The sequence below is a fragment of the Paenibacillus sp. FSL P4-0176 genome (genome assembly GCF_037975265.1).
GTDB lineage: Bacteria > Bacillota > Bacilli > Paenibacillales > Paenibacillaceae > Paenibacillus > Paenibacillus amylolyticus.
This window is the reverse complement of record NZ_CP150242.1, coordinates 2,291,930-2,318,896: the sequence shown is the minus strand read 5'-3', so window position 1 is coordinate 2,318,896 and position 26,967 is coordinate 2,291,930. Positions and strand designations below refer to the sequence as shown.

The following is a 26,967-nucleotide window of genomic DNA, read 5'->3' as shown; positions in this document are numbered from 1 at the left end:
ATTTAATAATAATAATCATTATCACTATAGTAGGGAAAAGCATACAGGCTTACCATGGATTATTCCACTCTCTTCTCTTGCACAATATCACCGTAAGGTAACCCCAAGTTGCTCTGCCACATATCGCATGGCCCACATGCGTCCGGTGGGACCCAGCGTTTTGAAGAAAATATCTCCTGCATTATATACATGGCCTACTTGAACAGCCTTTAATGCCAACCATGCACTGGATTGCTGCAATTGCCTCAGTTGAGCACGTGCCTCTTCTGTGGGATCGACCATTACAAACACATGATCCGCGTCGTATAACTGCAAATCGCAAACTTTACTCTCTACAGCCCACTGTTGTTCCGGAAAATCACGAGGCAAATAAAATCCCAGATCATCATACAACAGGGCCCCTGTCTGGTTGTTCAATCCATACATTCGGTAGAAATGAGAAGTCACCCGGATGAACATGACACTCTGTTTCCCCCACCTCGATTGAATGCGCCCTCGAAGAACCCGGCTCAGTTCAGCATGTTGTTCTATCCACTGTACGGCCTGTTCGGTGCGGCCCATAATGTCCGCCATATACAGAAGCCTCTCCCCAAAATGGTTGGTGTGCTCCAGCATGGTGGTAGGCGCGATACGATGCAGGGAGTCATTTGGCTCCAAACGATCACTTGTAATGATCAGGTCCGGTTGGACTCGCCTCAAATCATCATAGTTCTGATTGAAGCTATCCAGAATAAGTCCCTGATGACTGTGTGCTTGAAGCGCAGGTATGGCAACATGTCGAGCCACCCTATGACCATAGGATAAAGCGGATACTGGCCTCAAACCAAGCGTTATCACATAATCGTCCAACCCGTAATACAAGGTGGCAATGCGATTCACTTTATTTTTCATATACAACGTTGGGGCGATTCCTTCATTTTTCTTGAAGACTCTGCTGAAATAGTGCTCGTCCTTATAACCCACTTGCTCTGCAATATCCTTGATTTTATCTGAAGAAAATAACAGCTGCTTGGCCTTTGCCATACGTAGTTTCAATATATATTCAATCGGAGTCATGTTTAATTGCCGTTTGAATGTTCTTATAAAATGATTCACACTAAGCCCTGCCACGCGGGCCATCTGATCAATTCGAATGTCTTCCATATACTGATGCGTCATATAATCAAGTGCCAAATCCATCCCCGCTACAGGGGGTGTTGCTTCATTCACGTGCATCATTAACTGAATCAACAACTGATGCAAAAGATGTTTCCTGCGCGTCTTTTCCAGACTCGTAAACGAGTGTTTTCCACTCACCAGGGTATCCATCATCTCCTGAATATCACGTGTATTGGAAGGAACATTAAGCTTGCCCGTCACAGGGAGATCAAATGCCTCGGTATGCCAAGCATTCTTACGCCGGGTAAGTGTAACACAGGAAAATAAAATGATCTGATATCGGACAGGTGCTTCCATATCCGTCTGAAACTCCACATGCATTCCTGGCGTCAACAAAAACCACTCGTCTTGAGATACCGTATGTACAATGTTATCCATAGACAAAGATCCCTTGCCCGCGATGACCCTGCAAATGGCGAACCTTTTCCAGATCCGACGCTGAACAGCCCCCGGATTGCTAGAGTAATGGCAGACGTGGACAGCAGAGAAATGTAGTTGCTCCAGTTGTTTGATCCAATCATTTTCCTCCATGCTCACGTCCCCTCCCTGTTCTGATCCGATTCTATGTGAACTGATTACACTCTATTTTTCAGCTCCCAATAGTAAATTCTTTATACTATCCAACTGCAACTCCAGTGAATAGGGATCTTCCATGACGAACTCATCCTCTGTACCATCCAAGGAACCATAGGTGTAGACTTGTCCTTTCTGCACAGCAGGCAGACGTTTCCAAACCTCGCTGTTCAGGATCTCTTTGGCGTCCTCACTACCCGAACCATATAAGAAGATATGATCTCCCATATACTCAGGCAGTACTTCAAGGGAGATCGTCTCGAATCCATCCTTCATTTCGAGTGCTTGCTGAGTTGGAGGCAGTTTCAGCATCTCATAGATCGTGGAACTACCATAGTTCCCGCCTTCTGCACCAAGTACATACAACGCTTTGTACCCTATTTGTATGATGGATACAGTCTCGCCTTCTTTAATTACACCATCAATCTGCTTCTTAGTCTCTTCGATATTCTCTTCATATGTCGTGATCCATTGCTCTGCTTCCTTCTCTTTTCCAAAAACACCAGCAATCCGGCGCAGCTTTTCCAGTGGACCAGAAGTTTTATCGCCTTCCCAATAAGGTAAAAAGACGGTCGTTGCAATTTTTTCGTAATCCTCAATATTTTTATCAATGGAACCGATGATGAGATCCGGCTCAAGTGACACTAACTTCTCCAGATTCATTGGGAACTCTCCTCCCAAATCCTCAATACCCGCTATAACATCAGCAGCAATGCCAGACTTTTCAATCCATCCTTCGTTCAGCATAAATGTTCTTACACCAACCGGTACTATGCCCAGTTTCAGCAGGTACCCCATATATTGATCTGAAGCAACACGCTGCGGATTGGCCGGGATTACCACATCTCCCCTCATTGTAGAGACGGTCCGCGTCTCCGGCTGTGCAGTCGATTTCCCTGCCTCCGTTGCCTGGTTACCCGATTGTGTAGTAGCCGCATTGGTCTCTGTTTGCGTACCACTTGCAGACGGTGCTGGACTGGAACAGGCCGTGAGCAATAGCGTGAGACACAACATCATGCTTAGTGCTGTCATTTTGAATTTTCCTTGCATTATTGATTCCCCTCCAACATTCTTTTGATATTGATAATCAATATCATTATATAGATGGGAATGTAACGAAAGAAGGGCATTTTCTTGCATTACACTGGGCAAATCTTGCTTGTTGTTCAATACCATTGGCTGTTTCGACTTGTTTAACCGTTGGCTTACTCCTTTTTTGTAGCGAATTGGAGAAAGGCCTTTTATTTTTTTGAACCTGCGGCTCAGTGAATGTGCATCCGGATAGCCGATCTGTTCTGCAATCTGTTGCAGCGTAGCACTGGTATGCACCAGAAGATGTGCGGCCCTCTCCATTCGAATCTGTCCAAGATACTGGATGGGACTGATGTTTAACTTTTGTTTGAACAGCCTCGACAAGTGCCCCACACTGCATTCCATTGCTTCTGCCATTACGTCAAGAGCTATGGGCTCATGGAGATGAGCATTCATATATTCAATAGCCTGTGTGACCGTATCCGGTTTATGTGGCTGAATGGATTGTTCGTGTAAGTCTGTCAATAAAAGATATACCCATTGATGAAATAAGGTTTTGGCATGTAACTTTGCAAGCTTGGTAGACTGCTCCCACTCCTGCTTCAATTCCTCCATACACTGATACATATGTAGTGGACGGGTTGGTACAAGTGCATATTGGTCCTGAAACGGACGTTCATGGTCCATCAGACACTGAATTTCCATCCCACAGGGCAAGGCTAGGATGGCTTTGTACAAAATCATATAATACGCCACGCCCGAATCCGTCTCCATGTTTAAATACGCCTGCTTGCCACCATGAATGATGTGGAATCCCTCCACGATGTATCTGTGTTGATCCATTCGTATCCGTGCACTTCCGTCGGTGATATATAAATAGGTACTTGCTGGTAGTTGATAATTCTTCAACTTCTCCCCAGGATGCAAAGCGTTTTGGCGTACATCCAGTATTTTGACAAAAGCATGATTCCACAACCTGATGTGATCATTCAAATTCATATCCGCTGTACTTTCCCTCCCGCCATATTACATCGACATACCTTCTTGCTATTCTTTATGAAGAGCCTGTAATTTTCGCTCAGTATGTATATTTCATTTCATTATAAATCAATTGATAACAATTCTCAATAACATGCACAATCAATATTAACTTATCCATTTGGACAACATATTTGGACTGCAATGTATACGTAGCGGGATAATAACGCTAGAATCAGCAACATTTTCTAACCTGTTGCAAAATCATAAAAGGCATGATATATTAATTGAGCCATCAATGATTGACGCATCAAATATTGATACATCAATGATTCGAGAGCATCCAAATAATCATTAGGCAATGGCATTGTATACTGCAACATTAATCATTGGTTAACATACGCCGTTGTTCATGATTCAGATTCACCCGGGAGGTCTAGTCATGACACGTATTGTTTCCAAAGAAGAACAAATCATTAATCTGTTGAACGTGTTGGGTAACAAACTCAGTCCCAAGTTCGAACGCTGTACAGGTATCAGTTCCTCTCGCTTTGAAATTCTGCATGAGCTGGATCAGGTCGATGAGATTAACCAATCCATGCTGCAGAAAATCATTAACATTGATAGTGCTGCGATTACACGCCACTTGAAACAGCTTGAGGCGGACCTGATGGTTACAAGACGTAAGAATCCCGATGATAATCGGGTCACTTTTGTTCGTTTGACGGACCACGGTCGGAAGCAGATTGAAGGCTACAAAGCTGAGAAGACCAATTTTATCAACCAGATTTTACAGGATTTCAGTGAAGACGAAGTTCAATCACTCGCCGATTTCCTGGAACGTATGCAGAACAATTTCTAAACCCATATATAGAGGAGAGATCCATGCATGAGTACAATTCAAAGCAAATTCCAAAAAACCAATGATTTTAACGAAATCACCTACGGTCGTCGTTCTGTTAAACTTTACGATCCTGAAGTGAAAATTAGCCGTGAAGAAATGACTGAAATTCTGTCAGAAGCTTCCCGTGCACCATCTTCGATCAATTTGCAGCCTTGGCGTTTTCTGGTTGTAGATACGACTGAAGGTAAAGAAAAGCTTGCTCCACTTGCGAGATTCAATCAAAATCAAGTGTTGACTTCCTCCGCAGTCATTGGGGTATTCATTGACATGAAAAACGCGGAACATATGGAAGAAATTTTTGGTAAAGCTGTAGAACTCGGTTATATGCCACAAGAAGTTAAAGATATGCAACTATCAAAAGTATTGCCTTATTATGAAAATATGCCTGCTTCCGCTATTCGCGAAGTTAATATGATCGACGCTGGACTTGCTTCCATGCAATTAATGCTTGTAGCACGTGCTCACGGTTATGATACTAACCCAATCGGTGGTTACGAAAAAGACCAAATCGCAGAAGCATTTGGCATGGACAAAGAGCGTTATCAAGCGGTTATGTTGATCTCGATCGGTAAATCGGCCAAAGAAGGTCACCCATCCTACCGCCTGCCTGTAGAAACAATCACAACTTGGGCATAATATCAGGGACGGTTTCCCCTTTCTTAACACATTCCAAACAAACACAATATGGAGGTTATACATTATGATTATCATTCACGCTCATCTGCAAGTTAAACCGGACCAAGAGCAAGCATTCCTCGCAGCTGCGAAAGAACTGATGGCTGCTACACGTCAAGAAGAAGGTAACATCAGCTACGATTTGGCGAAAAGCACAGAACGCGAACAACAATACACGATGATCGAGCTGTGGAAAGATGAAGCTGCTACAGCTTCCCACAACACAAGCGCGCATTTCCAAGCTTTTGTTCAACAAGCAGCAGCATTCATGGCCGCTCCAATGAACGTTGAAGTCTTTGCTGGAGAACAAGTTAAAGCTTAACAGCGCTTTAACTGCCGTGCGTATTTAACATGTGAAGAAGCCGCTCTTGGTCATATGACCGAGGGCGGCTTTTTAGTTTCCTTTTGAAAATAAGTTCACTTCAACAAAAAACACGCCAATTAAGGCGTGTTTTCTTCACTCATTGAAGAGGTATTAAACAAGTGAACATGGACTACACTATCCGAGCCGGAGTAATGCTTTGCGGATTGTTAAACACATTTTTCGGGTCATACTTGGCTTTGACTCTCCGCAGTCTGGCATAGTTGGCTCCATAGTACACTGGACCGGAATTTTTGATCCCTTGGTCTGGAACGTTGATATAGGAACCCACAATGTATGGTTGCAATTTCTTGCGAGTATTACGAGCGAGTGCGATATTTTTGGCGGCATGGGATGGTTTGAGCCACGTACTGGTCCATTCCACATAGAACTTCTCTTTACGCCAGAAGAAGGCGGTTGATCTAGGTGATTTGCGACTTACTGCTCCGCCCCAGTTGAGGAAATAGAATCCGCCTGGCCCCTCTTCCAGGTTCTCCAAAAATGTTCGCATCGATTTAATGGCTTTGTCGGGGAATGGTTTTCGTCCAAAACCGGACGAGAACTGGTTGCTATACCGTTGAGTCTCGGTCGGATCAGGTTGTAATAAAAACTTCACAACTTCCGTGTAAGGTAACAAACGAACAATGGAACTTGTCGGTGTGCCAACACTCGTAATCGGCTGCAATAGACGGAGTGCCTCTGTTTTTGACCCTAGGAACAGCCCCTCCATGACAACATTGCCACCCTTTTTCGGTCCGATGGACAACTCGCTGCCCAGTCTTGTATCCACAGAGGGAGCCCACCTCTGCCATACTTTGAGCACCTTTTCGAATTGAGCCCATGGCCAGGTGATTTTAAATACAGTCGCCTTCGCTGGAGCCCGGCGCACTTTGAATTTGTAACGGGTGTATACTCCGAAGTTACCGCCGCCTCCTCCCCGCGAGGCCCAAAAGAGATCCGAATTACGATTTTTATTAGCCCGAATCACTTTTCCTTTGGCGTCCACCATCTCTACCTCAAGCAGGTTATCACTGATGAGACCGATGGTACGCTGGAGAGGCCCAATTCCCCCACCTAACGTAATTCCACCGATCCCTACAGTAGGGCTGTCACCAAAAGGAGCTATGAATCCTTGTTTGGCAAGGGTATTCGCAATTCTCCCTACTCGGTTACCCGTACCCACAACAACGGTTCCATTTTTTTTATCAAGTTTGATGGAATTCAGATCACTTACATCAATGACAATTCCACCGTTAACCTGGGAAAGATTCACTTCAAGCGCATGTCTGCCGCTCCGCGGCCTGATCGGTACATTATTTTCACGAGCCCATCGGATAGCGTTGGATACATCTTTCGTCTTTTGGGCAAAAACAAAAACTTTAGGATATTTGTCGGTATGCGGGTCCCAGTTCTTGCGCGCCGCTTCATATCCCGGATCTCCTTTATAAATAACCCGTCCGGTAAGCTTTGTTGATGATTTCACACGTCCCACTCCCTGCTGAATAATTGTCCTACAGCCTCTGCTGCATCAAGCACTTTATACTGTATGACGGACATTCGCGGAGGGAATGGGCTGTTGCCCTTAATTTCAAGGTTCATGTTTCAGAGGAATCAATTCTGATTAACTTGCGCGCTTCCTGTTCTTTTTCACCATACCAGACGAGCACGTCGGCAAACAGATCCATGATGCGAACAAAGTTCTGCTTATCCGCTTCTGAAATCTGATCTGCATACTTGAAAATCTCATCAAAGCAAAGTTCCCTTACAAATTCGGTATACTTCGCATATACCTCGCGACCTTTCTCAGAAGGTTTGACGTAAATGTCTTTGCGGTTGCCGCTTAAATGAAATTTTTCGAGTAGACCTTTTTCCGTCAGATTCTTCACGTTCTTGGAAAATGTACTGCGGCTTACGCCCAGGCGTGCGGCCATCTCCGACATCTTTTCTTCCTTGTCCTCGGCTTCCAGAATGTATTCCAGCGTCTGAATCTGTGAAGCCGAGAACATCATGTCTGTACCATAACTTCGCTGCAGCTTATACGTGTTTGAGTACGCATTACCGTATTTGATAATTTTCTCAATCAGTTCCCGATGGTCGCCCATCCAATCTAATTTCATGCGTAATCCCTTTCATATTCAGATTCTCTCTCTTACTCTACTGAAATCAGATCCGTTTTTCAATCCATGTAATTGCTTCTTCAATAACATCATCACGAGTCGGTTCATTAAATATTTCATGCATCAGATGAGCATAAATTTTGAGTGTTTTATCCGTTGAAGCGATATCGCCGTAAAAGTCACGGGAATCCTTTTCGCTGACCAGTCCATCATTGGCCCCATGCAGTACAAGCACGGGATCTGTAAACTGCTTGGCGTTCTCCTTGAGCCATGTTATTCCATTTCCCAGACTATTAAATAAATCTACAGAGATCTGTTTTTCAACCAGTGGGTCATTGGCGTAAGCGGATACAACTGCGGGATCACTACATACGCCGCTGCCCAGCTCATTCGGGAAATACGTGCCTGTAGGAAGTTCCATCGGCAGTTCTCCGGCAACTTTTGTATTGTAACGAGTGAGCGCTCCGGATAGTACGATGCCCTTGACCTTGCCTGGATATTTCGTTCCAAAGGATGAAGTTGCAAAACCGCCCATACTATGCCCGATCACAAACAGCGGAAGATCGCCGCTCTCTTGCAATGCCGAATCGATAATGACATGAACATCTTCAATAAGATGATCAAACTCTTTATAAAACGTACGTTGTCCCTCGGATCTGGCATGACCACGATGGTCAAACCGATATACCCTAAACCCGCGCTGATTCAGCTTCTCTGTCAAATAATCGTAGCGCCCTGCATGCTCAGCTAGTCCGTGTACAATAACGACAGCGGCTTTTGCATCACTAACTAAATTTTTACTAGAATATAGCCGAGTACCGTCAAAAGATTCGATTGTTGTTTCAATTATACTCATAATATTTCCCATCCCTCTCGTTACGCTCAAGCACCAAACAATTAAAATTCTTTAGCACAGGGCGTTATTCGTGTACTTAAGAATGAAGTCCTTATAATTATATTTGATAAGAACAATATAGTTTCTTACAGAAACAATATTATCACCGTCGGCATCCCTTGTCTATATTTAATTAAAGCGTTTACATAAAAATATGTCATACCTTTGGCATCATCCCTGATCTGCTGTATCGAGTCGATTTACAGCTTCATGCACGCACGCGGACTAAGCTACGCATTCGCTACCTGAACAATCCATAACGAAAAAAAACGCCAAAATATATTTCGTAATGACGTCTTTTTCGTTATGGTACCTAGGGGATCGAACCCCTGACCTTACCGCTGTCAGCGGATCGATCCTCTTCTGATCATTAACAGAAATGCGGAGAAAAGCCATCTGTGTCATCAGGCAATAATTTTATGCTCTACCACCCTGTAAACAACGGCTTCGGACCCACATGTGTGGGAAAGAGCGGCAATACTTCCTCTGCTAACTCCTGAATCACCTCAGCAGGAGGCCGACTCGAAAAATGAATGCCTAGTGCAGCATGATTAACGCCGACTGTTCGCCATTCCTCCAAAAGCTGAATTAAACCTGCCCGACCTGTACGTAATATGTACCCGCCACGAAGCGGTGTTCGCGGATAATTGACATCTTCCACAAGATCAATCCATTCGTTGGTCATATGCGGCTTGAACATGCCATTAGGTATTTTTTCACGCCAGGCACTAATCTTATGGGCAAGCATCTGAGGACCAGATTCGTTTGCCGTTGCTTCGGGATACGTAAGCCAGCCGTCACTGTTCTTCGCAATCCAATCTAAAGACTGCCTGCTTGAGCCTGTCACAACGAGCGGAATACCACCAGCTGCTGGTTTCGGGAGTAATTCAAGCCCTTTCAATTGACCAAGAGAAGATTGAATTGCGCCAGTTCTATCCTGTATAAGCTCACGGAAAAACTCCACCGTCTCCCGGAATCGCACATCACGATGCTCCCCATCTATCCCATATGCCGGAAACTCAGCAGGTCGGTCGCCAGAAGCAATCCCTAACACAAGTCGTCCGCCCGAGAGTACATCAATGGATGTAGCTGCCTTGGCTAAATCAATCGGATGGCGAAGCGTGAAGATCGCGCTTCCTGTTACTAGGGAGACGTTTTTGGTTCTTGCAGCAAGATAGGCTAGATAGACAAATGGGTCAAATACTTGTCCAGCATCTCCAAAGCCGGGATCAAATAAAGGGACATCTCGCACCCATACGGCTGCAAAATTGCATTGATCAATGCTTTCCACGAGGTCAGCTTGACCTTTTAGAACATCCATGTGTCCTTTATAGAATTTAAATGGTAAGAACAGCCCTATTGTTAATTGGTCTGGGGCAAACATACGGCGGAAACCAGGGTGTTGATTGAAGTTTTCCACCGCTTTTGTTGACGGATTTTCTATTCGTTCCATAACATCTATAGGTTTGTTCATTCCTTCTCCTCCTACAACAATAGTAATCCAGTGCACTGATATCTTTTCAATTCGACCGGAACTGATATAATTGTAACCATCGATTGACCCCATAAGTAGTGACAACTCTCAACAAAATCATAGGGTCAGTTCTGGCAACGAGGAGGATTAGCATGATTGATTTGACATTATTGTTGAACAGAGAGTCTGGAGATCCGTTATACGCTCAGCTTTATCACTATATTAAGAAAGATATTTTGAACGGAAAGTTACCAGCCGATAGTCGTCTTCCCTCTATTCGTTCACTATCCAGCCACCTCCACATTAGCCGTAATACAGTCGATATGGCCTATCAACAGTTATTAGCCGAAGGTTATGTCCAGAGCAGGCCAAGGAGTGGCTTATACATAATGGATTTGAAGCTGGAAGCATTGCCCCTGTCCCATGTAGTGAGTAAAAATTGGTTGGAAAACAGTATTCAGGATAGCCCTGAGATTCGATACAATTTTCGTTATGGTGACGTAGATGCTGAGCATTTTCCATTTGCTACTTGGCGCAAGTTATCCAATCAGAGCTTGCTCCAGAACCAAATGAAGTTGTTCTCTTATGGCGATCCTCTTGGAGAACCGGGACTTCGATCTGAAATTGCAAATTACCTGCACAGCTCTAGGGGAGTAAATTGTTCACCTGATCAAATTATAATTGGAGCTGGTGTTCAATACCTGCTCGGTGTGTTATCTGGATTAATAGGTAACGTTAGTCATGGTATCGCGATGGAAGACCCGGGATATGACGGTGTTCGGACGGTTTTTCAACATAAAGGTCTAAACATTCACCCGATTCCGCTGGAAGCAGATGGACTTCATATCCATAAGTTATACAAAAGCAATTCCCGCATCGTCTACATTACACCGTCACATCAGTTCCCCTATGGAATGGTCATGCCGCTGGCCAAGAGAATGCAATTACTGAAATGGGCAACAGATCAGAATGGGATCATTATTGAGGACGATTATGATAGTGAGTTCAGATATGTCGGCAAACCGATACCTTCCCTGCAAAGCCTGGATACTCAACAGCGAACCGTTTACCTGGGGACATTTTCAAAGTGCCTTCTTCCTTCATTACGTATTGCGTATATGGTTCTACCACATGCCATGGTAGAGCTACACCGTAAACAAGACTACCGATTATATGATCAAACGGTCTCTCATTTTCAGCAGAACACCTTAGAGCTGTTTATGAGTAATGGACATTGGGAAGCCCACATTCGCAAGATGAGGAAGGTATATCGACAGAAGCAATTCACACTTATTTCAATGATTCAGAAGATGATGGGTGCTCAAGTTACCATCATTGGTGAGGATGCAGGACTTCATATTTTGTTGCGTGTACATAACGGAATGGATGAACACAAGCTGATTGCTACTGCTGAGAAGGAAGGTGTTCAGGTCTACCCGGTATCCCCCTTTTGGGCGCAACCAGCTCAAGCGGAGCAATCCATGGTTCAGATTGGTTTTGGTGGATTGAGTATTGAGGATATTACAGAAGGTGTATATGCCCTTCACCGGGCTTGGTTTGGGGTCTGAGAACATTCGTATTACCACGACCACAAAACCAAACCATTTCCACATCGAAAAAACCCGCTTAACACTCGAAAATCCTTGTGTTAAGCGGGTTCTTTACATATGGGAAACCTGGAGTGATCTATATTTCTTATTTTACATTCTAATCATTCATCTCATCAACAGCAGTCTTACCAGCGATACGTCCGAAAGTAAATATATCCGTCAAGGCATTACCGCCTAAACGGTTGCCTGCATGTATACCTCCTGCAACTTCCCCAGCGGCATACAGATGTGCAATCGGCTGACCGTTTTCATCCAATACGCGGGTTTGGGTGTCGATCTTAATTCCGCCCATGGTATGGTGAACCGCCGGTTTTCTAGGTGTGGCATAAAATGGAGCTTGTTCGACTTTTAAGCTAAACGTATCCTTATGGAACTCCGGATCAAAGCCCGCATCCACATATAAGTTATACTTATCAATCGTATTTCTAAGAACTTCAGGGTCCATATTGATTTTCACTGCCAATTCTTCTATGGTGTCGGCTCTGAACAAGGTACCTGCTTCGACTTGACGGTCTATCTTTTCCTGGCTTGTGTTCGCTGCGGTTTTCTTGATCTCGTCATCCGCGATCAGGTAAAATAAACTTCCCTGCTCGATAGCAGCTTTGGTTAAGACATCTCTTCCAGAGAATTCATTAACAAATCGTTCTCCCTTTTTGTTAACAATGACAAAGTTTTCAGGAGGTACTTGCAGTCCACTGAAGAGTTCGCCCGTATCCGGATCGGCTACCGGCATCATTTGAGTGAAGCCCATGCCTGTCAGTGCTGCTCCTGCACTCTTACCAAGCGATATTCCATCACCAGTCATCGCATAGGAATTTGTTGTTTTGATATCATCGTCAATATGGCTCCAGTATGTGTTATATTCCTTGAGCATCTGAGTATTTGCACCAAAACCGCCACTAGCAAGAACAACCGCTTTTGCATGAATAGTAATTTTCTGTCCGTTAACTCCGGTTGCGATGACACCTGTTATTTCTCCATCTTCGATGATCAGTTGTTTGACCGGGCTATCTGTAATAATTTTCCCCTTATTCTCTTCTACATATTTGCTAAGTGCAATGATAAATGCAGAGCCATAACTTTTCACAGGTTTATGACCACGGCGCCAAAGGGCACCCACTGGAGCAAACACGATGCTTTTATCGTATTCAACACCGATTTCCTCAAGCCATTGCACACTTTCCAAGGCACGGTCTGTAAGTACTTTGACCAGATCGTATTGTCCATAGATCATGCTCCCATTCAGGTCTGCACGTTTGCCCCCAAAATACGTTTGCATTCTGTGAAGAAGTGGGGAGTCGAATAAATAAGCCTTTTCTGTGCCGAACTTATCCTGATACGCAGTAAACTCTTCTTTGAGTGCATGAAAATCATCTACATATTCTGGATGGATCAAGCTCTCATCGGTATTTAATAAATTCTCAATCGTCTGTCTTTCCCCTGGATTCTCAGTGAACTGTTGTTGCCATACAGGATCTGCAGCATTGACAGGACCACCTGAGCGGATCGTATTTCCCCCAACAGCAGGATATTTCTCAAGTACAATCACACTTGCTCCTTGTTGTAAAGCTGTAGCAGCAGCACTGAGTCCTGCGCCACCTCCACCTACAACGACCACATCGCAAGTGTATTCTTCGTCATCTTTCATCTGGCTGCTAGCAGGTTTTGGACGTCTTTTCAGAATATCCGGGTTAACTCCGGCAAGCTTAACCGCTTTGGCTACACCATTGATGACAGCATTACTGGTTTCAGAAGCACCTGAGAGAGCATCTACATTCAGCGTCTGTCCCTCAATGATTTTATTCGGAATTCTTATAAAAACAACATCCGCGATGCCTTCGGTTTCACCCTTCGAATCGATATCGATACTTTCAATTCTATTTTCACTAAAGGAAACCTTCATCGGCAGATTGCCACTGTGACCTATGGCATTGATCTTATACACACCGGGTCTATAGGTAAACTCCTCTTCTTCGTTGAGCTGATTTGAAATTTTGGCAAACAGAAGGAACCGCAGGAAACATGTTTCCAGGAAATCGATCGTTCCTTCATTGTTCAGGTTACCTGATTCGTCAAATGCTTTATGTGCACTTCCAAGCAAAAACTCATACCCTGGCATCACGTTAGCTTCGACACCTGGTGCATCCAGGATTTGACGAAGATGCAGCTGTGCACGCGAGGAACCTTGTGTTCCCTGTGACGCACCTATGATCATCACGGGTTTTCCAGCCAGCGGATGGATTTCAAAGCTCAACCATTCCAGCAGGCTTTTAAGGGATGAAGGGATGGAATGGTTATATTCTGGAGTCGCAATAATGACACCATCACTTGCCATAATTTTTTCATTAAACGATTGTATAATTGCACTGTTTGTTTGGTTATCGGACTGATTAAACATCGGAACATCTGTAATATCGAGGATTTCAATGGCTGCTCTGGACTCAAAATGCTTTTGTATGAATTGAAGCAGCTTGCGATTATACGATTTCTTTGCATTTGTGCCAACGATCGCTATGATTTTCATTGTGATTGGCCCCCTACTCTTGCCAGGAAAATTTTTTCGTTTTTTTCTTCAACGTCCTTTTTGATAACAGTTCCGTAGTGATCTCAGTAAACAAAATAAACTCATTGAAGATTTCGTCAAGCTCCGCTACTTTGTCAGCGTCAATGAGATTACCACTGCTATCAAATGCACTCTGTGATTTTCCCAAAAGAAACTCGCTACTAGGCATCATTCTCGCACCAAGCTCAGGTGAGTCCAGGATTTGTCTAAGATGCGCTTGTGCCCTGGAAGAACCGAGTGCACCATGTGAAGCACCCACAATCAGTACAGGCTTGTCTTTCAAGGTTTGAGTCGTGTAACTGATCCATTCCAGCGCACTTTTCAACACGGCAGGGATCGCATGATCATACTCAGGAGTAGCGATAATGACACCATTCGCTTTAGAGATTTGATCTAATAAGTCTTGTACCTTCACAGGAATATCAACTTCAGCATCCTCTAATTCATCTTTTTCAATAAAAGCAGGCAAATCCTTAATTTCAAACAAGTTAATCTGGGCCTCACTAGCAAAATGCTTTTGCATAAATTGAAGTAGCGTCCGGTTCGTTGACACATCCGAATTCGTGCCCACGATAGCTAAATAGTTCATCGTAATCCCCTCTCTGTCATTCGAGATGATGTTCGTAACTGTCAGGCTCAATCTTTCGGCCTAACTCTAACATATCAAAGCTCAAATGATCTAATAGTTATTCATTGCAGTTTGATAACTAATTTGTTATAATCACCTCAAATTAAAAGTTTGTTACTTTTTTCACAAGGGGTGAGGAACATGTCTAAGTTAGAATCTCAAGATATCTTGTGTTACATTGACAGCCTATTAAAATACAGCAACTATAGCAGGGCCGCACAATCCCTTTACATATCTCAGCCCTACCTCACAAAGGTTATCAAAAAAATCGAAATTGAGTTGGGCTGTGAGCTAATCACTCGCAACAAACTTCCGTACCGATTAACCGAGCAGGGGAAAATATATTATCAATACTTAACTTCACTCGAAAACAGCTACGCCAAGCTTATTAGGGAAATCTCATATGTATCGGATATTGGCAATAAGGTGATACGGATCGGCATTCTTCCGAGCCTTGGTGTGTACTTAACGCCCCTTTTTTTACCAGATTTTCTCGAGCTTCATCCTGCTTATAAAATTAATCTTGTCGAGGATTTACCTGAAAAAAATGAGAAACGTCTCCAAAATAATGAGCTGGACTTCTGGATCGGGCAAAATTCAAGCAGTATCTCCCCTAACTTGAACTCGTTTAACTGGGGCAGGCACAGTTACCAGGCCATCATTCCGCGTTGCTGCGAATTATATCAAGAGAATGTTGCAGTCATCCCGGAGGGCACGATTGAGATCAGCACCATTTTGAATCAAAAGCTTATTCTAACGTCCAAAGGTTCGGCAATCCGAAAACAGATTGATCAATTGCTCAGTGTCTACAAGGTGCAGCCTAATATCGTTATGGAGAGCAATGAAATCTACACGGTACTGAAGCTGGCAAAGCATAATTTAGGTCTGACCTTTGTGCCTGAAAGTATCCATATCAAGGAGTGCCCTTCGGAATACAACATCTATCCAATCCCTGTAGAGAAGATGAGTCTGGATTATTTTATAGCCCATCATGGAGAAAAAAAGCTGCATAGCGTGGATCATGACCTCATCCATACTTTTCTCAATCACGGACAACAATGTGCAATATAGGAGGCTATCATGAAACCTTTTACGAGAACGATACCACTTATGGGAACGAACATATCCCTCTATATCGAGGGGACAGATGCTGAAGAGCTTGCCGAGGAAGCCGTGAATATGCTTGTCCATTATGAACAAGTGTTCAGTGCCAACAGTGAGCAATCGCAGCTTGCCATGCTAAAAAAAGAAGCCACATCACATCCGCTTAGAGTAGACAAGGAACTGTATGATCTTATTAAGATAGGCAAAGAACACAGCCTGAAAAAAGATTCATTTTTAAATATTGCGATAGGGCCTTTGATCAAATTGTGGAGAATTGGTTTTCGCGAGGCACATGTGCCGGAGGATACCGAGATTAAAGCGGTGCTGGAGCTCTTGAATCCGGAGCATATACAGCTTGACGATGAGCTACAAACGGTCCATTTATTCAAAAAAGGCATGGAAATCGACCTTGGAGCGATCGCTAAAGGTTATTTTGCTGATCAAGTTATGTCATTTTTCAAGAAAAACGGAGCTGCATCAGCTATGGTCGATATGGGCGGCAATGTTTTGGTTCATGGCGATTCTCCCACCGGGTCCAGTCACTGGAAGGTTGGAATTCAAAATCCCTTTTTACCTAGAGGAAATGCAGCAGCACTCGTTAGTATACGGGAGCAATCCGTCGTTACATCAGGAATATACGAGAGAGTTTTAGAGAAGAAAGGGGGTCAGTACCATCATATATTTAACAGCGGAACAGGCTATCCAATCGAAAGTAATATCGCTTCTTTAACGATTATTGCGGATAGATCGCTCGACTGCGATATATATACTACAGAATTATTTGGGTTAGATGCGGTCTCCATTATTCATAAAGTTAATAATATGAAGGATATCGAGGCTGCCGTAATCACGACGGATGGAAATCTGGCCTATACCGATAATCTTAGGGGAAAAATCCATCCGATATCAGGGTAAAGTTATGAGATTGTTGATTGGCTACATTTCCGAAAAAGATGGTAGAGGCAACAAGCTAATTTTTCCTTTTTACACAGGTCACTCAGATGACAGAATAACTTTCCTATCGCTGTTATACCCAGATTTTTTTGATTCCCTAGGAGCATCCAAAACCTTTAAAGCTAAAAAAACCGCCATTGAAGGCGGTCTAAAAATGCTCATTCTCTGCAGCTGTTTACAAACCGTATGTATATCAGAGCGTTTCCATCAATTTCTGAATTTTAGATTCAGAAATTAAATATACAGGGCCTAAGATATCCATTTTACCATCCTTTACACGAATAGCACTCTCCTGCTCTGCCGCATAAACATTCATCTGTTCAGATAGTGGAAACAGGTATCCTTTAACAAACGTGCTGTAGTCGCGTCTAGCATGAGATTCATAGGCAAAATGATTAAAGCTCAGACCCTCATAAAACGTAGTTGTTTCATCCTTAGGATTAGTATCAGCCGAAGATATCCATTTTGCAGCCATATTTAATGCACCGGCACTTGCACCGAGGATAACGGCGTTACTGTTCTTAATAATATCGGATAGTTCATATTCCGCCAAAAACTCGTGCTGCTGAACAGGATATCCTCCACACATAAAAATGACAGAAGCGTTCCGAATCAACTGATGAGCCTCTTCTTTCTGCATACGATAATCAATGAAGTGATATTCATCAAAACTAAGGTTAGCCTGCGTTAACCAAGTCCATTCCGTAATATCCTCAAAGTTCACTTGCTCTCCTTCATAATCAGAAGGCTTAGCGCTTATCATCACAAGCGATTTTCTATCTGTGATATCCTCATGTAACCGCCCGACCAGCTTTTCTGGAAAAAAATCATTAAACCAACTGAAATAATAGTGAGTACTCAAACGTTATTACCTCCATATGTATAATTGACATGCTCCTATTTTTAAAAATTAAACTTAAAAGACAACTCTCCATTATCATAACATCGAATTGAAAGATGAGAGTAGTTCTATTTCCGAAAAGCAGTATGTCTGTTGCCCTATTCAGAACTGATCATCTTATAGGATAATATAGAGTATATATCAACTTTATATAAGGGATGGGATGACAATGAGTACGCTTCAACCGATTATCCATGTCTTGAAACATTCGTCCGATGAAGACGTCATAGAACAGTTTTTAGAGTACGAGTCGTTAATCTGGATTGATTGGAGAGAAGACGAGGGAGATATCATCCATTACTTTAACGGCCAACTGCCGGAATCTCACCAAATTCAGTGTAAAATTATCCAAATCGACAAACCAAGGGGCGTCGATATCGTGTTAAGTTCGGACGAGCGTACGCTGACGATTCCGTTCGCCGATGATTGGACTGATCGGGACAGTGCCGTTCGGGCTATGGAGGAGATGATCGCTCCCCAATATCAGATTCGATGGTTTATGGAATCCCTGGGCAGTGACACGTTGGCATTTCTATTATTGTCAACGGAGCAGTGGACGGAGTTAGAGAAGCAATTCGGCAAAGAAAAGCTGGAATTCCACTTCCAGCCGATAACGAGCAAGAGCATGATGTTTTCCCTCGACGTGGATGACGTATTCAAATTAATTGAGACAAGGCAAAAAGCGCGTACCTCTGAATAGACAACAAAAACTCTTCCTTGTACACTGAGTTCCCCAGTATTCCAAATAAAAACGCCATCACGTAATGTGATGGCGTTGCTCTATACTTAATGTGTCTACATCAAACCCAACAAATTATAGATCATCACTGCTGCTTCTGCACGGCTAGCATTCTTTTTCGGTGCAAACTCATCGTTACCTACACCGTTTATTATGCCTGCTCCCTGTATTGCCTCTACCGCTTGCTTCGCATAACTTGCGATGTTTGCTTCATCCTTGAAGGCTGTAGCTTCACCACTTGCTAACGCTAGTTGCTTAATTTGGATCGCCTTGTATACCATAACCGCCATATCTTCTCGCGTAATGTTCTCATGAACTCCGAATCGTCCATCTGGTTTCCCGTTCACAATCCCCAGCTTCTGCGCGGTTGCGATATTTCCATGGTACCATTCTCCTTGCTTCACATCACTAAAGCTTGTCGTTGCGCTCTCATCCGATAGCTCAAACAACTTCATCAGCATGGTGATGAATTCTGCTCTTGTCACTTGACCATTCGGATTAAACTCGCCGTCACCTACACCCTTCACAATGCCTCTTGCCCCCAATGCTGAGATCGCATCCTTCGCCCAGTCTTGAGTCACATCCTTAAAGCTCGTTGCAACATACGCTACCGTATACTTGCTCAGATACGTTGGCTTGAACTCTACTTTTCCTGTCGCTGCATTGTATTTACCATTCGTCACGACTCTTAGCTCTCCGTTGTCCTTCACATCGTATACTACGACGTTGTTTGGATTTTCGTTAGCCTTTAGTGTGTATGGCAATTCAATCACGAGATCATCTCTGCCATCAAACTGTGTAAGTTTCTTACCATCAATCGTTAGCTCGATATCGTATACGACCTCACCGTTCAGCTGAGCTTGTGCGCCAGCTGGCAGTTGATTAGCTGCAATTTTCTTAATCGACAATCCTAACGTTTTCCCTGCACTTGTTCCTGTTCCAAGCAGTTCGGTTGCCACTGTTACAACTGCAGAGCCTATGTTGATCTCGATGCGATCTACCGTAGAAGATCCACTTGTTAAGCGCGCATCTACTGCGAGCTCCATCGTTAGCCCGTTCAAGCTTGCATCAGCTTCAACTTGCATGTGTAACTTACCGCCTGTCGTTTGATCAAGCGCACGCTTCATTGTATCCGCACTTAACTTCACTTCAGAAGTACCGCTCTCATTTACAACTGGTTTAATGTTTATTTGGCCGTTGTCTATGACCACTGGCTCATTTCCACCTGGAGCTGTTGGTACTGTAGGTGCAGGAATGTTACCGTCAACGCCACCATTTCCATTACCACTGTTTGGTGCTTGTGGTGTTCCATCAACCAATGGTGTTACCGTTACCGTAGCGCTTGATGATAAACCACCATCCACTGTAGTTACTGTAATCCTTGCTGTTCCTGGTGCCACCGCTGTTACTTGACCTGTCGCACTTACAGTCGCTACAGCTGTATTGCTAGAGCTCCATGTTACTGCTTTTTTCGTTGCATTAGCTGGTGTTACCGTAGCTGTCAATTGCCCTGATTGACCTTCTACGATGGACAACGTCGTTTTGTCCAAGCTAATTCCGCTAACGGGTACGTTCTTCCCGTTGAGTGCATCATACTCACTTTGTGTAATTGGAATTACCGTTCCGTGACGCGGACTAGCTGGTAAGTTGTAGTTAGAAGATAATGTCCAGACATCTGATGCAAGATTTGTTGTCTCGAATGGAACATAACCTCTTCCACCAAACTCATCTACGAATAAATACCATTTTTCATCTGTATTCGATTTGAAGATCGTTGGACCCTCAACCCATTTGATGTTACCAACGCCTTGATTAATCATCTTGAAGGTTGGATCTAAGATCGAGTCACCCACCTCTTGGAAGATCATCTTGCCAAATGGAGCAGAAGCTCCGTTGTTTTGCTCATCTTTCGTAAAGCGATACACTTTTCCTTCATGCTCAATCATCGTTGTGTCAATGATTGAATATCCATAATCCAAATATACTTGCGGTTCAGTAAACGTATAGAAATCTCTTGTCTTGCTATACATCATTTTTTGATAAGCATCGCCTGTATGGGATGCGTCATCAAACATTCTTGATGCCCAAAATACGATATATTCACCTGTTGTGTTGTCGTACATAATTTCTGGTGCCCATGTATTACCCGCTTCTTCCGGTGCAACCTCTACCATGCGTTGATCTGTCCAATTGACTAGATCATTCGATTCCCAAACCATAATGGAACGACTGCCCCATGTGTGTGCTCTGCCCCAGTTACCATTGCCGTTAATTTTCAGATCGGTAGCGATCATGTAGAACTTATCACCTTCAGGCGAACGAATAATGAACGGATCACGTACCCCCTTCTCCCCTAAGGTAGAGGTCAATACAGGTTTACCATTATTCAATTCTCGCCAGTTCAACGGATCATTACCGTTACTTAGTGCAAAGTATACTTGCTCCCCTGTTGCGGTACCTTCTCCAGTGAAATATGTGAAAAAGTATCCCGCATATTTTTCATCAGCAGGCAATTCCTTCACCTTCGCAATGAATTCCTTCGTAGTGGATGCTGAATTTAATGTAATCGTAGCTGTAAGCTTCACGTCTACATTTCCACTACCGTGTGCCGGACGTTTTACTTCTCCAGTAACTGAAACAACGTTTGGTTGAGCAGAAGCCCAAGTAATCGTTGTTCCATATAGTCCAGATGTTGGTAATGATATATGACCTCTTACATCATTAATGTTATGAACGACTAGTGCTGCTTTTGCTTCATCTACAGAAGTGACATCGTTTGGCAATGCCTTAACCGTCAACTGAAAAGTTTTGTTAACTGTCTCTGTACCATCTGTAAATACTGCTGTTAACGTTACAACTTGATCACCTGTTGCGTTAGCTGGTCTAGTTACGACACCTGTAGTTGAGATGACATTCCCCTTATCTGAAGTCCAGCTTATTGTTGTGCCATAAGCACCTGATGTTGGCAATGTTACATTGCTTATAATCGCATCTTTTGATGCATTAGAAGCAAGAAGATCATGAATCGTTAATTTCTCTGTCGCAGCCGATACAAGCATGCCCGCCATCAAAGCAATCTTCTGATCTGCATGAGCCTTAAGTGATGTAATATCTGCCGCAGTCATAGCACCATCATAGATTTGGAAGTCTGCAATCAACCCGCCGAAGTATGGATCAGCTGTATAGAATGACTTACCGATGGTTCCACTACTGCCTGAAGTATTTTTTATTTGTTCTAGTGTCATTCCATTCGTTGAGCCTGATGCAACAGCAACACCATCGATATAAAGCGTTAGTGTACCATCCGTGCCTGAAACAACAGTCGTAACGACTTTCCATTCATTATTCTTTAAGCCTGTGGTAGAAGTTGAAGACTCATTATTCCAAGCATTCGTCGCGATACCAAGGCGAGCTAGACCGTTAGCGTTATAACGTGGTGTGAAGTACGTATAGTGCGTATTATTGTCTGGTCTTCCTAATGCATATAACCACTCGGCAGCGTTTTTACCGCTCCAGTTCACAATGGATGAAACGGTCATATCCGTTAATCCATCGAGAACTCCTTGTGGCAGTTCTACATAAGAGTTAGTTGTGCCACCAGTAAAGCTTAGTACACCAGCATCTTGTGTACGAATCCATTCTGCTTTAGACGGATTCATCCATTTTCCATTGAAGTTTCCTGTTTGGTCAATAACCGTTGCACCATCAATATCATCCATGTTGTAGTGAAGAATGAGCTCTGCCCCAGATGGCTGCTCTACTGGAGGAGTAACGTCTTCATCAGCTAATGTTGCAATCTCTTCAACGGATAATGCACGATTATAAATACGGAAATCATCAAATTTACCATCAAATAAACTATGAGAGCTGTTTCTCGATTTACCAATATAATTCATCGTTGTTTCCAGTAACATTCTCGGCTCAACGTTAAATGTCGAGCTACGTTTAACCTCTTGACCATTCACATACAATACGGCATCAAATTCATCCATTGTAATTGCAACATGCTGCCAAGTCTTCGTTGGTAATAACCCGGAATTTCTCACCGCATATTTATATTCTGATCCCAGTCGCGTGCTGTCATTGCTAAATTTCTCTGTAAAAGGTGTTACCACAGCAAACTCTAGACTACCTGTATCACCTTGTGTGCTCAAGTACATGGTGTTGCGGTTAACCTGTCTGCCTGTGTCGGAAGCAAAATCAAATATTCTTTGATTTGCTTGATTTCTGTCCATTTGAACCCATGTAGAGAACGTAGCCTTCTCAAGATTCAAGGATTGAATCAAGTTATCTGGCAGCTTCACATATCCTGTTGATCCATTAAGCTCTAGTGCACCACCCGTTTTACCAATGCGATCCTCTTCATTGATCGTTGCTCCACCTACTAGTGTTGCGTGATGACCGTTGCCAGAAATATCATTCACCGTTGTACCATTCACTGTATTTGCATCGAATGAGTAATGTACAACCGGGTCTGTTGATGGTGCCGGACCTTTCCATGCATACTTCTCTTGCAAAGCATAATACTCTGCACGTGAGATTGGAATTACCGTCCCGTGTCGTGGTCCTGGCGGCAGTGCATATTTATCACTACTTAATACATTGTTCAGATATTGCGTGCTACTATCCAGATCTGTTGTATATCGAACATGATATGGCCATGAATCAAGGAACAGATACCATTTGTCTTTATTATTATCTTTAAAAATCGTCTGCCCTTCGTTGTTTCCATTATTTCCGATCAAGCCAAGTTTATTATCACGTGTACCCGGAACAGCGTCGTATTGAAGGCCGTTTGCTGCAATACCGTCCTTGTCATAATAAAAAGTTGGTGCTTTCTCCACATACACTTTAGTATTCACTTCTGATTTGGTGAATCGGTACAACATATCATTATGCTCAATAAACGTCGTATCAATTGTCGGAAGTGACTCATCAATCATGACCTTTGGCTCAGAGAAGTTGTAGAAGTCTCTTGTTGTTGCGTAGTACATCACATTGTACTGACCTGCAGGTCTTCCGTTATAATCACCATATGTCTCTGTGTTTTTCATCGATGATGCCCAAAATACGATATACTCTCCAGTTACTGGATCATAGATAGCTTCTGGTGCCCACGTATTTCCTCCAGTCTTAGGAGCAACCTCGATCATACGTTGCTCGCTCCAATGAACGAGATCCTCCGACTCCCAAATCATCATGTAATGACTACCCGTAATTTGAGCTTGGTCGAAATTTGTACTTTCACCCATCTTCAAATCGGTTGCCAGCATATAGAATTTATCCCCTTCTGGAGACCGTATAACGAATGGATCCCGAAGTCCTTTTTCACCCATATCAGATTGAAGGATCGACTTACCGTTATTCAACCCTTTCCAGAACAATGGATCTTCAGCTGTAGCGAAGGATATCTCTTCACCACCCTCATATTCACCTGTAAAGTACGCAAAAAAGTAAGCATCATGCTGCACTGGCGCAGTTGCTTGTTTAATCGTAACGTTAAACGTAAGCTGTTTAGAAGCTGCACCATTCGTAATTGTAGCTATTAGCGTAACGGGCGTATCCATAGCTTGACGGCTTACCCAGCCTAGCTGTGTAGCGTTACCAGCCGCTTCAGCCGTTCCTTTCACAACTGCCGGTCTGCTAGATACCCATGTAATTGTGGAGCCTTGTTCACCTGTAGCAACAAGACGTAAGTTACCTTTAACGTTCTCAGCATTGTAGATCTCTATTTGTTCAGCGTCCAGATCAACCTTCTGCTGATCATCGAATTGCTTCAAGATCGTAACAGGGAATACAGCTGTAGTTGATACTCCTTGATACGTTAAAGTAGCCGTAAGCTCTGCCTGAACATTATCTGCTTGAACAGCTGGACGTTGTACAGTGCCATGGTTAGAAATGACAGTAGGATGACTGGAACTCCAAGTAATGCTCACGCCGTTTTTACCGCTTGTCGGTAATGTAACGTTTCTTGTTATCTTATCGGTGCTTTTATCGCCTTCACCTAAGTAACGACTGATGTTGAGTTGATTCGCTGCATCATCAACAGTCAGCTGACGTATTTTTGAGATGTGAGTTGCTCCTTCTTGTTGATATAACTCGCCTACTTCTTGGTCTGTCAACGCGCGATCATATACTCGAAAATCAGCTACGCTACCTTGAAGGTATGGATCGTTTGAGAAGATTGATTTACCGATAAAGCCAGAGAAAGTAGCATCCGGATTAATAATTTCTGACAGCTTTAGTCCCTTTGCATTACCCGAAGCAACCTTAGCTCCATCCACGAATAACGTTATCCTATTGCTAGCTTCGGACAAGGACACCGTTACATGCTTCCACTGCCCACCGATAAGGTTTGAGTTTGCGCTACCTGTAACTAATGCTTCGTTCGGCCAGCCATTTTTAGAGATACCTGTGGCAATCATATTACCTGATCCACTACCGTGACGTGGTGTTACGAAGAAATATTTGTTCGTTTCTGGTGTTAATACAGTACCCAAACCGAAGATCCAGCGATTCGTCCCATCATTCGTCCAGTTCACGATTGAAGATACTGTAATCTCATTCAGACCGTGTAGTAGATCTAGTCCATTTGAGCCCTTAGGAATCTCAACATGCCCACTAATAGATATAGAGCTTCCACCATTGAAGGAAACAAAGCCAACCTCACTGTTTGAAATGAATTGTCCATTGTTTGGATTTCTAAATATTCCGTCAAATGTAACTGCCTTGTTGGCAACATCCTTCAGTACGAGTTGACCGTCTACTTCTTCAGTCGTCTTCATGTTGTAATGAAGAATAAGATCATCTTTTAGCGATTTTCCCTTAACGGTAACGGCTGATGTAGCTGTAAACTCTCCATCTTCAGTCTGTACCGTAATTGTGGCTGTACCTTCACTAACAGCTGTAACTTTACCCGTTGAATTGACAATCGCTACACTGGAGTCACTAGATGCCCAGATAACTCTTTTATTTGTTGCATTTGAAGGTGAAATAGTAGCTACTAATATCTCGCTGTCCCCCGCTGATAAAATAAATGTAGGTTCATTAAGCAAGACATTCTTAACGGCAATCTGCTCAATAGAGTCATCCTTAGGTAGTAAGGTAACAATAAACTCCTTCGTTGCCTGGCTTCCACCTAAAGAAATGGTTGCAGTTAACGTCACTTGTTGCTCCATTTCTCGTAAGAACACTTCCCCGGTTGCACTAATCGCACTCTCATCACTAGAAGTCCATGAGATCATTGCGCCATTCTTATCTTGAGTAGGCAGTTCAAGAGATTCTGTAACTGCCGATATATCACCTAACGTTAGCTCTATTTTGCCTTGTTGTATTTGCTTTTCATTAAACGATTGTTCATATACTACAGCGATATCTTCATTATCTAGTGCCTCTCCGTAAATTCTTAAATCTTGAAAGCTGCCTGCAAAAGTAGCATCCCCTAAATAATTGGAGCGACCGATGTAAGCATGCAAATCAGTACCAAAACTTGCTGTTGTTTTCTCTTTGGCGGTCGTGCCTATACTTACACCGTTAATGTAACCTGTAATAGAGCGTTCTGTAATGACCGTCGTATAGTGAACCCATTGACCTTCGTACTGTGACGTAGAAGTGCCTGATACCCCTACCTCAGTCGTCCAAGGCTGGTCAACATTATTGTTATTCGTAAATACTGACTTAAAATCACCACTTGGATTCGATGGATTAAACATCCAGTAATTCGTTGGCAAGTTATTGCCAGCTGCTGGAGTACCGTAGAATAATGCTGAGTAGTTCCCACTTCCAGTGTTGCTCTTGATCCATACAGATATCGTTGTATTTTCTTGATTATCAAACAAACCAGTAGGAAGCTGAACGTAGTTTGTATTACTATCTGTTCCCCCAGGTAAAGTGAGACCATCGGTGTAAGTAATGTCTCCTACGGCCGTTCCATGCTTTTCATTACCTGATATATCCTGTACATCCTCAAGCAATGGATAATGCGCCAACATCGTTGGTGTTATTGTGTCCGCTGAAGCTTGATTGCTAAATGGCAGAACAAGATTAAACCAGCTACTGAAGGTCATAAGTAAAACTAACATTAGGATTGTAATTTGCTTCCGCATAGCATTCTTCCCTTCGATTAATTTTCAGAAGCATACAACCCATATCTCTCACCTATAAAACCAGACCACCTCGCTCAAGGAAATAGAGATACGTTTTTTTAAAAAAAGAATGCGCTTACATTTCTTCTCATATTACATCTTCAACACTTCCAATTCAATGTAGTATCTTGTTAATAAGGTGGATTTTTTTATTGCA

General features: G+C 43.2%; 17 protein-coding genes. 7 read left to right on the top strand and 10 right to left on the bottom strand.

Annotated features, from left to right (window positions below; all coding sequences use genetic code 11):
- Positions 1-87: 87 nt before the first annotated feature.
- Together MKY95_RS10770 and MKY95_RS10765 are read right to left on the bottom strand one after the other, a co-directional pair.
- Positions 88-1,689, bottom strand: coding sequence for an AraC family transcriptional regulator (locus MKY95_RS10770; RefSeq protein WP_076318381.1), 1,602 nt, complete (start codon positions 1,687-1,689; stop codon positions 88-90).
- A 51-nt stretch (positions 1,690-1,740) separates the two neighbouring features.
- Entirely contained in the window at positions 1,741-3,762 is a 2,022-nt protein-coding gene (locus MKY95_RS10765) for an AraC family transcriptional regulator (RefSeq protein WP_076318380.1), read from the bottom strand.
- 421 nt (positions 3,763-4,183) lie between these two features.
- Between MKY95_RS10765 and MKY95_RS10760 the strand changes: the two genes are divergently transcribed.
- The 3 genes from MKY95_RS10760 (at position 4,184) to MKY95_RS10750 (ending at position 5,642) form a co-directional block, all read left to right on the top strand.
- Positions 4,184-4,603, top strand: coding sequence for a MarR family transcriptional regulator (locus MKY95_RS10760; protein WP_036609779.1), 420 nt, complete (start codon positions 4,184-4,186; stop codon positions 4,601-4,603).
- Between the two features lie 27 nt (positions 4,604-4,630).
- A complete protein-coding gene (locus MKY95_RS10755) occupies positions 4,631-5,281 on the top strand; it encodes a nitroreductase family protein (protein ID WP_036670026.1) in 651 nt (216 codons plus the stop codon).
- A gap of 64 nt (positions 5,282-5,345) precedes the next feature.
- Complete coding sequence (locus tag MKY95_RS10750) at positions 5,346-5,642, top strand: putative quinol monooxygenase (RefSeq protein ID WP_036609783.1); 297 nt, start codon at positions 5,346-5,348, stop codon at positions 5,640-5,642.
- A gap of 172 nt (positions 5,643-5,814) precedes the next feature.
- Here MKY95_RS10750 and MKY95_RS10745 read toward each other — a convergent pair whose 3' ends face one another.
- The 4 genes from MKY95_RS10745 to MKY95_RS10730 all read right to left on the bottom strand — a co-directional run bounded on the left by MKY95_RS10745 (position 5,815) and on the right by MKY95_RS10730 (position 10,167).
- The gene (locus MKY95_RS10745) at positions 5,815-7,164 is read right to left on the bottom strand and encodes an FAD-binding oxidoreductase (RefSeq protein WP_076318379.1); all 1,350 of its coding nucleotides are present in this window, start codon (positions 7,162-7,164) and stop codon (positions 5,815-5,817) included.
- 112 nt (positions 7,165-7,276) lie between these two features.
- The gene (locus MKY95_RS10740) at positions 7,277-7,798 is read right to left on the bottom strand and encodes a MarR family winged helix-turn-helix transcriptional regulator (RefSeq protein WP_036609787.1); all 522 of its coding nucleotides are present in this window, start codon (positions 7,796-7,798) and stop codon (positions 7,277-7,279) included.
- 46 nt (positions 7,799-7,844) lie between these two features.
- A complete protein-coding gene (locus MKY95_RS10735; RefSeq protein ID WP_076318378.1) occupies positions 7,845-8,654 on the bottom strand; it encodes an alpha/beta hydrolase in 810 nt (269 codons plus the stop codon).
- A 463-nt stretch (positions 8,655-9,117) separates the two neighbouring features.
- On the bottom strand, positions 9,118-10,167 hold the full coding sequence (locus tag MKY95_RS10730) for an LLM class oxidoreductase (protein ID WP_081745922.1): 1,050 nt from the start codon (positions 10,165-10,167) through the stop codon (positions 9,118-9,120).
- Between the two features lie 152 nt (positions 10,168-10,319).
- On the opposite strand from MKY95_RS10730, the gene MKY95_RS10725 reads away from it, so the two are divergent.
- Positions 10,320-11,735 (top strand): PLP-dependent aminotransferase family protein, encoded by a 1,416-nt coding sequence (locus MKY95_RS10725; RefSeq protein ID WP_036609791.1) that lies wholly within the window; start codon positions 10,320-10,322, stop codon positions 11,733-11,735.
- A gap of 139 nt (positions 11,736-11,874) precedes the next feature.
- Here the strand turns inward: MKY95_RS10725 and MKY95_RS10720 are convergent, their stop codons facing one another.
- Together MKY95_RS10720 and MKY95_RS10715 are read right to left on the bottom strand one after the other, a co-directional pair.
- Positions 11,875-14,301 carry a flavocytochrome c gene (locus tag MKY95_RS10720; protein ID WP_339198686.1) on the bottom strand — a complete coding sequence of 809 codons (2,427 nt, stop codon included), beginning with the start codon at positions 14,299-14,301 and terminating at the stop codon, positions 11,875-11,877.
- 13 nt (positions 14,302-14,314) lie between these two features.
- Positions 14,315-14,929: an NADPH-dependent FMN reductase gene (locus tag MKY95_RS10715; protein WP_036609795.1), complete on the bottom strand. Its 615-nt coding sequence runs from the start codon at positions 14,927-14,929 to the stop codon at positions 14,315-14,317.
- 180 nt (positions 14,930-15,109) lie between these two features.
- On the opposite strand from MKY95_RS10715, the gene MKY95_RS10710 reads away from it, so the two are divergent.
- Both MKY95_RS10710 and MKY95_RS10705 read left to right on the top strand, forming a co-directional pair.
- A complete protein-coding gene (locus MKY95_RS10710; RefSeq protein ID WP_036609797.1) occupies positions 15,110-16,039 on the top strand; it encodes a LysR family transcriptional regulator in 930 nt (309 codons plus the stop codon).
- A gap of 9 nt (positions 16,040-16,048) precedes the next feature.
- Entirely contained in the window at positions 16,049-16,987 is a 939-nt protein-coding gene (locus MKY95_RS10705; RefSeq protein WP_036609799.1) for an FAD:protein FMN transferase, read from the top strand.
- Positions 16,988-17,219: 232 nt separating this feature from the next.
- Here the strand turns inward: MKY95_RS10705 and MKY95_RS10700 are convergent, their stop codons facing one another.
- A complete protein-coding gene (locus MKY95_RS10700; protein ID WP_036609801.1) occupies positions 17,220-17,888 on the bottom strand; it encodes a Type 1 glutamine amidotransferase-like domain-containing protein in 669 nt (222 codons plus the stop codon).
- 208 nt (positions 17,889-18,096) lie between these two features.
- Between MKY95_RS10700 and MKY95_RS10695 the strand changes: the two genes are divergently transcribed.
- Positions 18,097-18,627: a hypothetical protein gene (locus MKY95_RS10695; protein WP_051447139.1), complete on the top strand. Its 531-nt coding sequence runs from the start codon at positions 18,097-18,099 to the stop codon at positions 18,625-18,627.
- A 95-nt stretch (positions 18,628-18,722) separates the two neighbouring features.
- Here the strand turns inward: MKY95_RS10695 and MKY95_RS10690 are convergent, their stop codons facing one another.
- Positions 18,723-26,747 (bottom strand): immunoglobulin-like domain-containing protein, encoded by an 8,025-nt coding sequence (locus tag MKY95_RS10690; RefSeq protein WP_338708298.1) that lies wholly within the window; start codon positions 26,745-26,747, stop codon positions 18,723-18,725.
- Between the last annotated feature and the right edge of the window lie 220 nt (positions 26,748-26,967).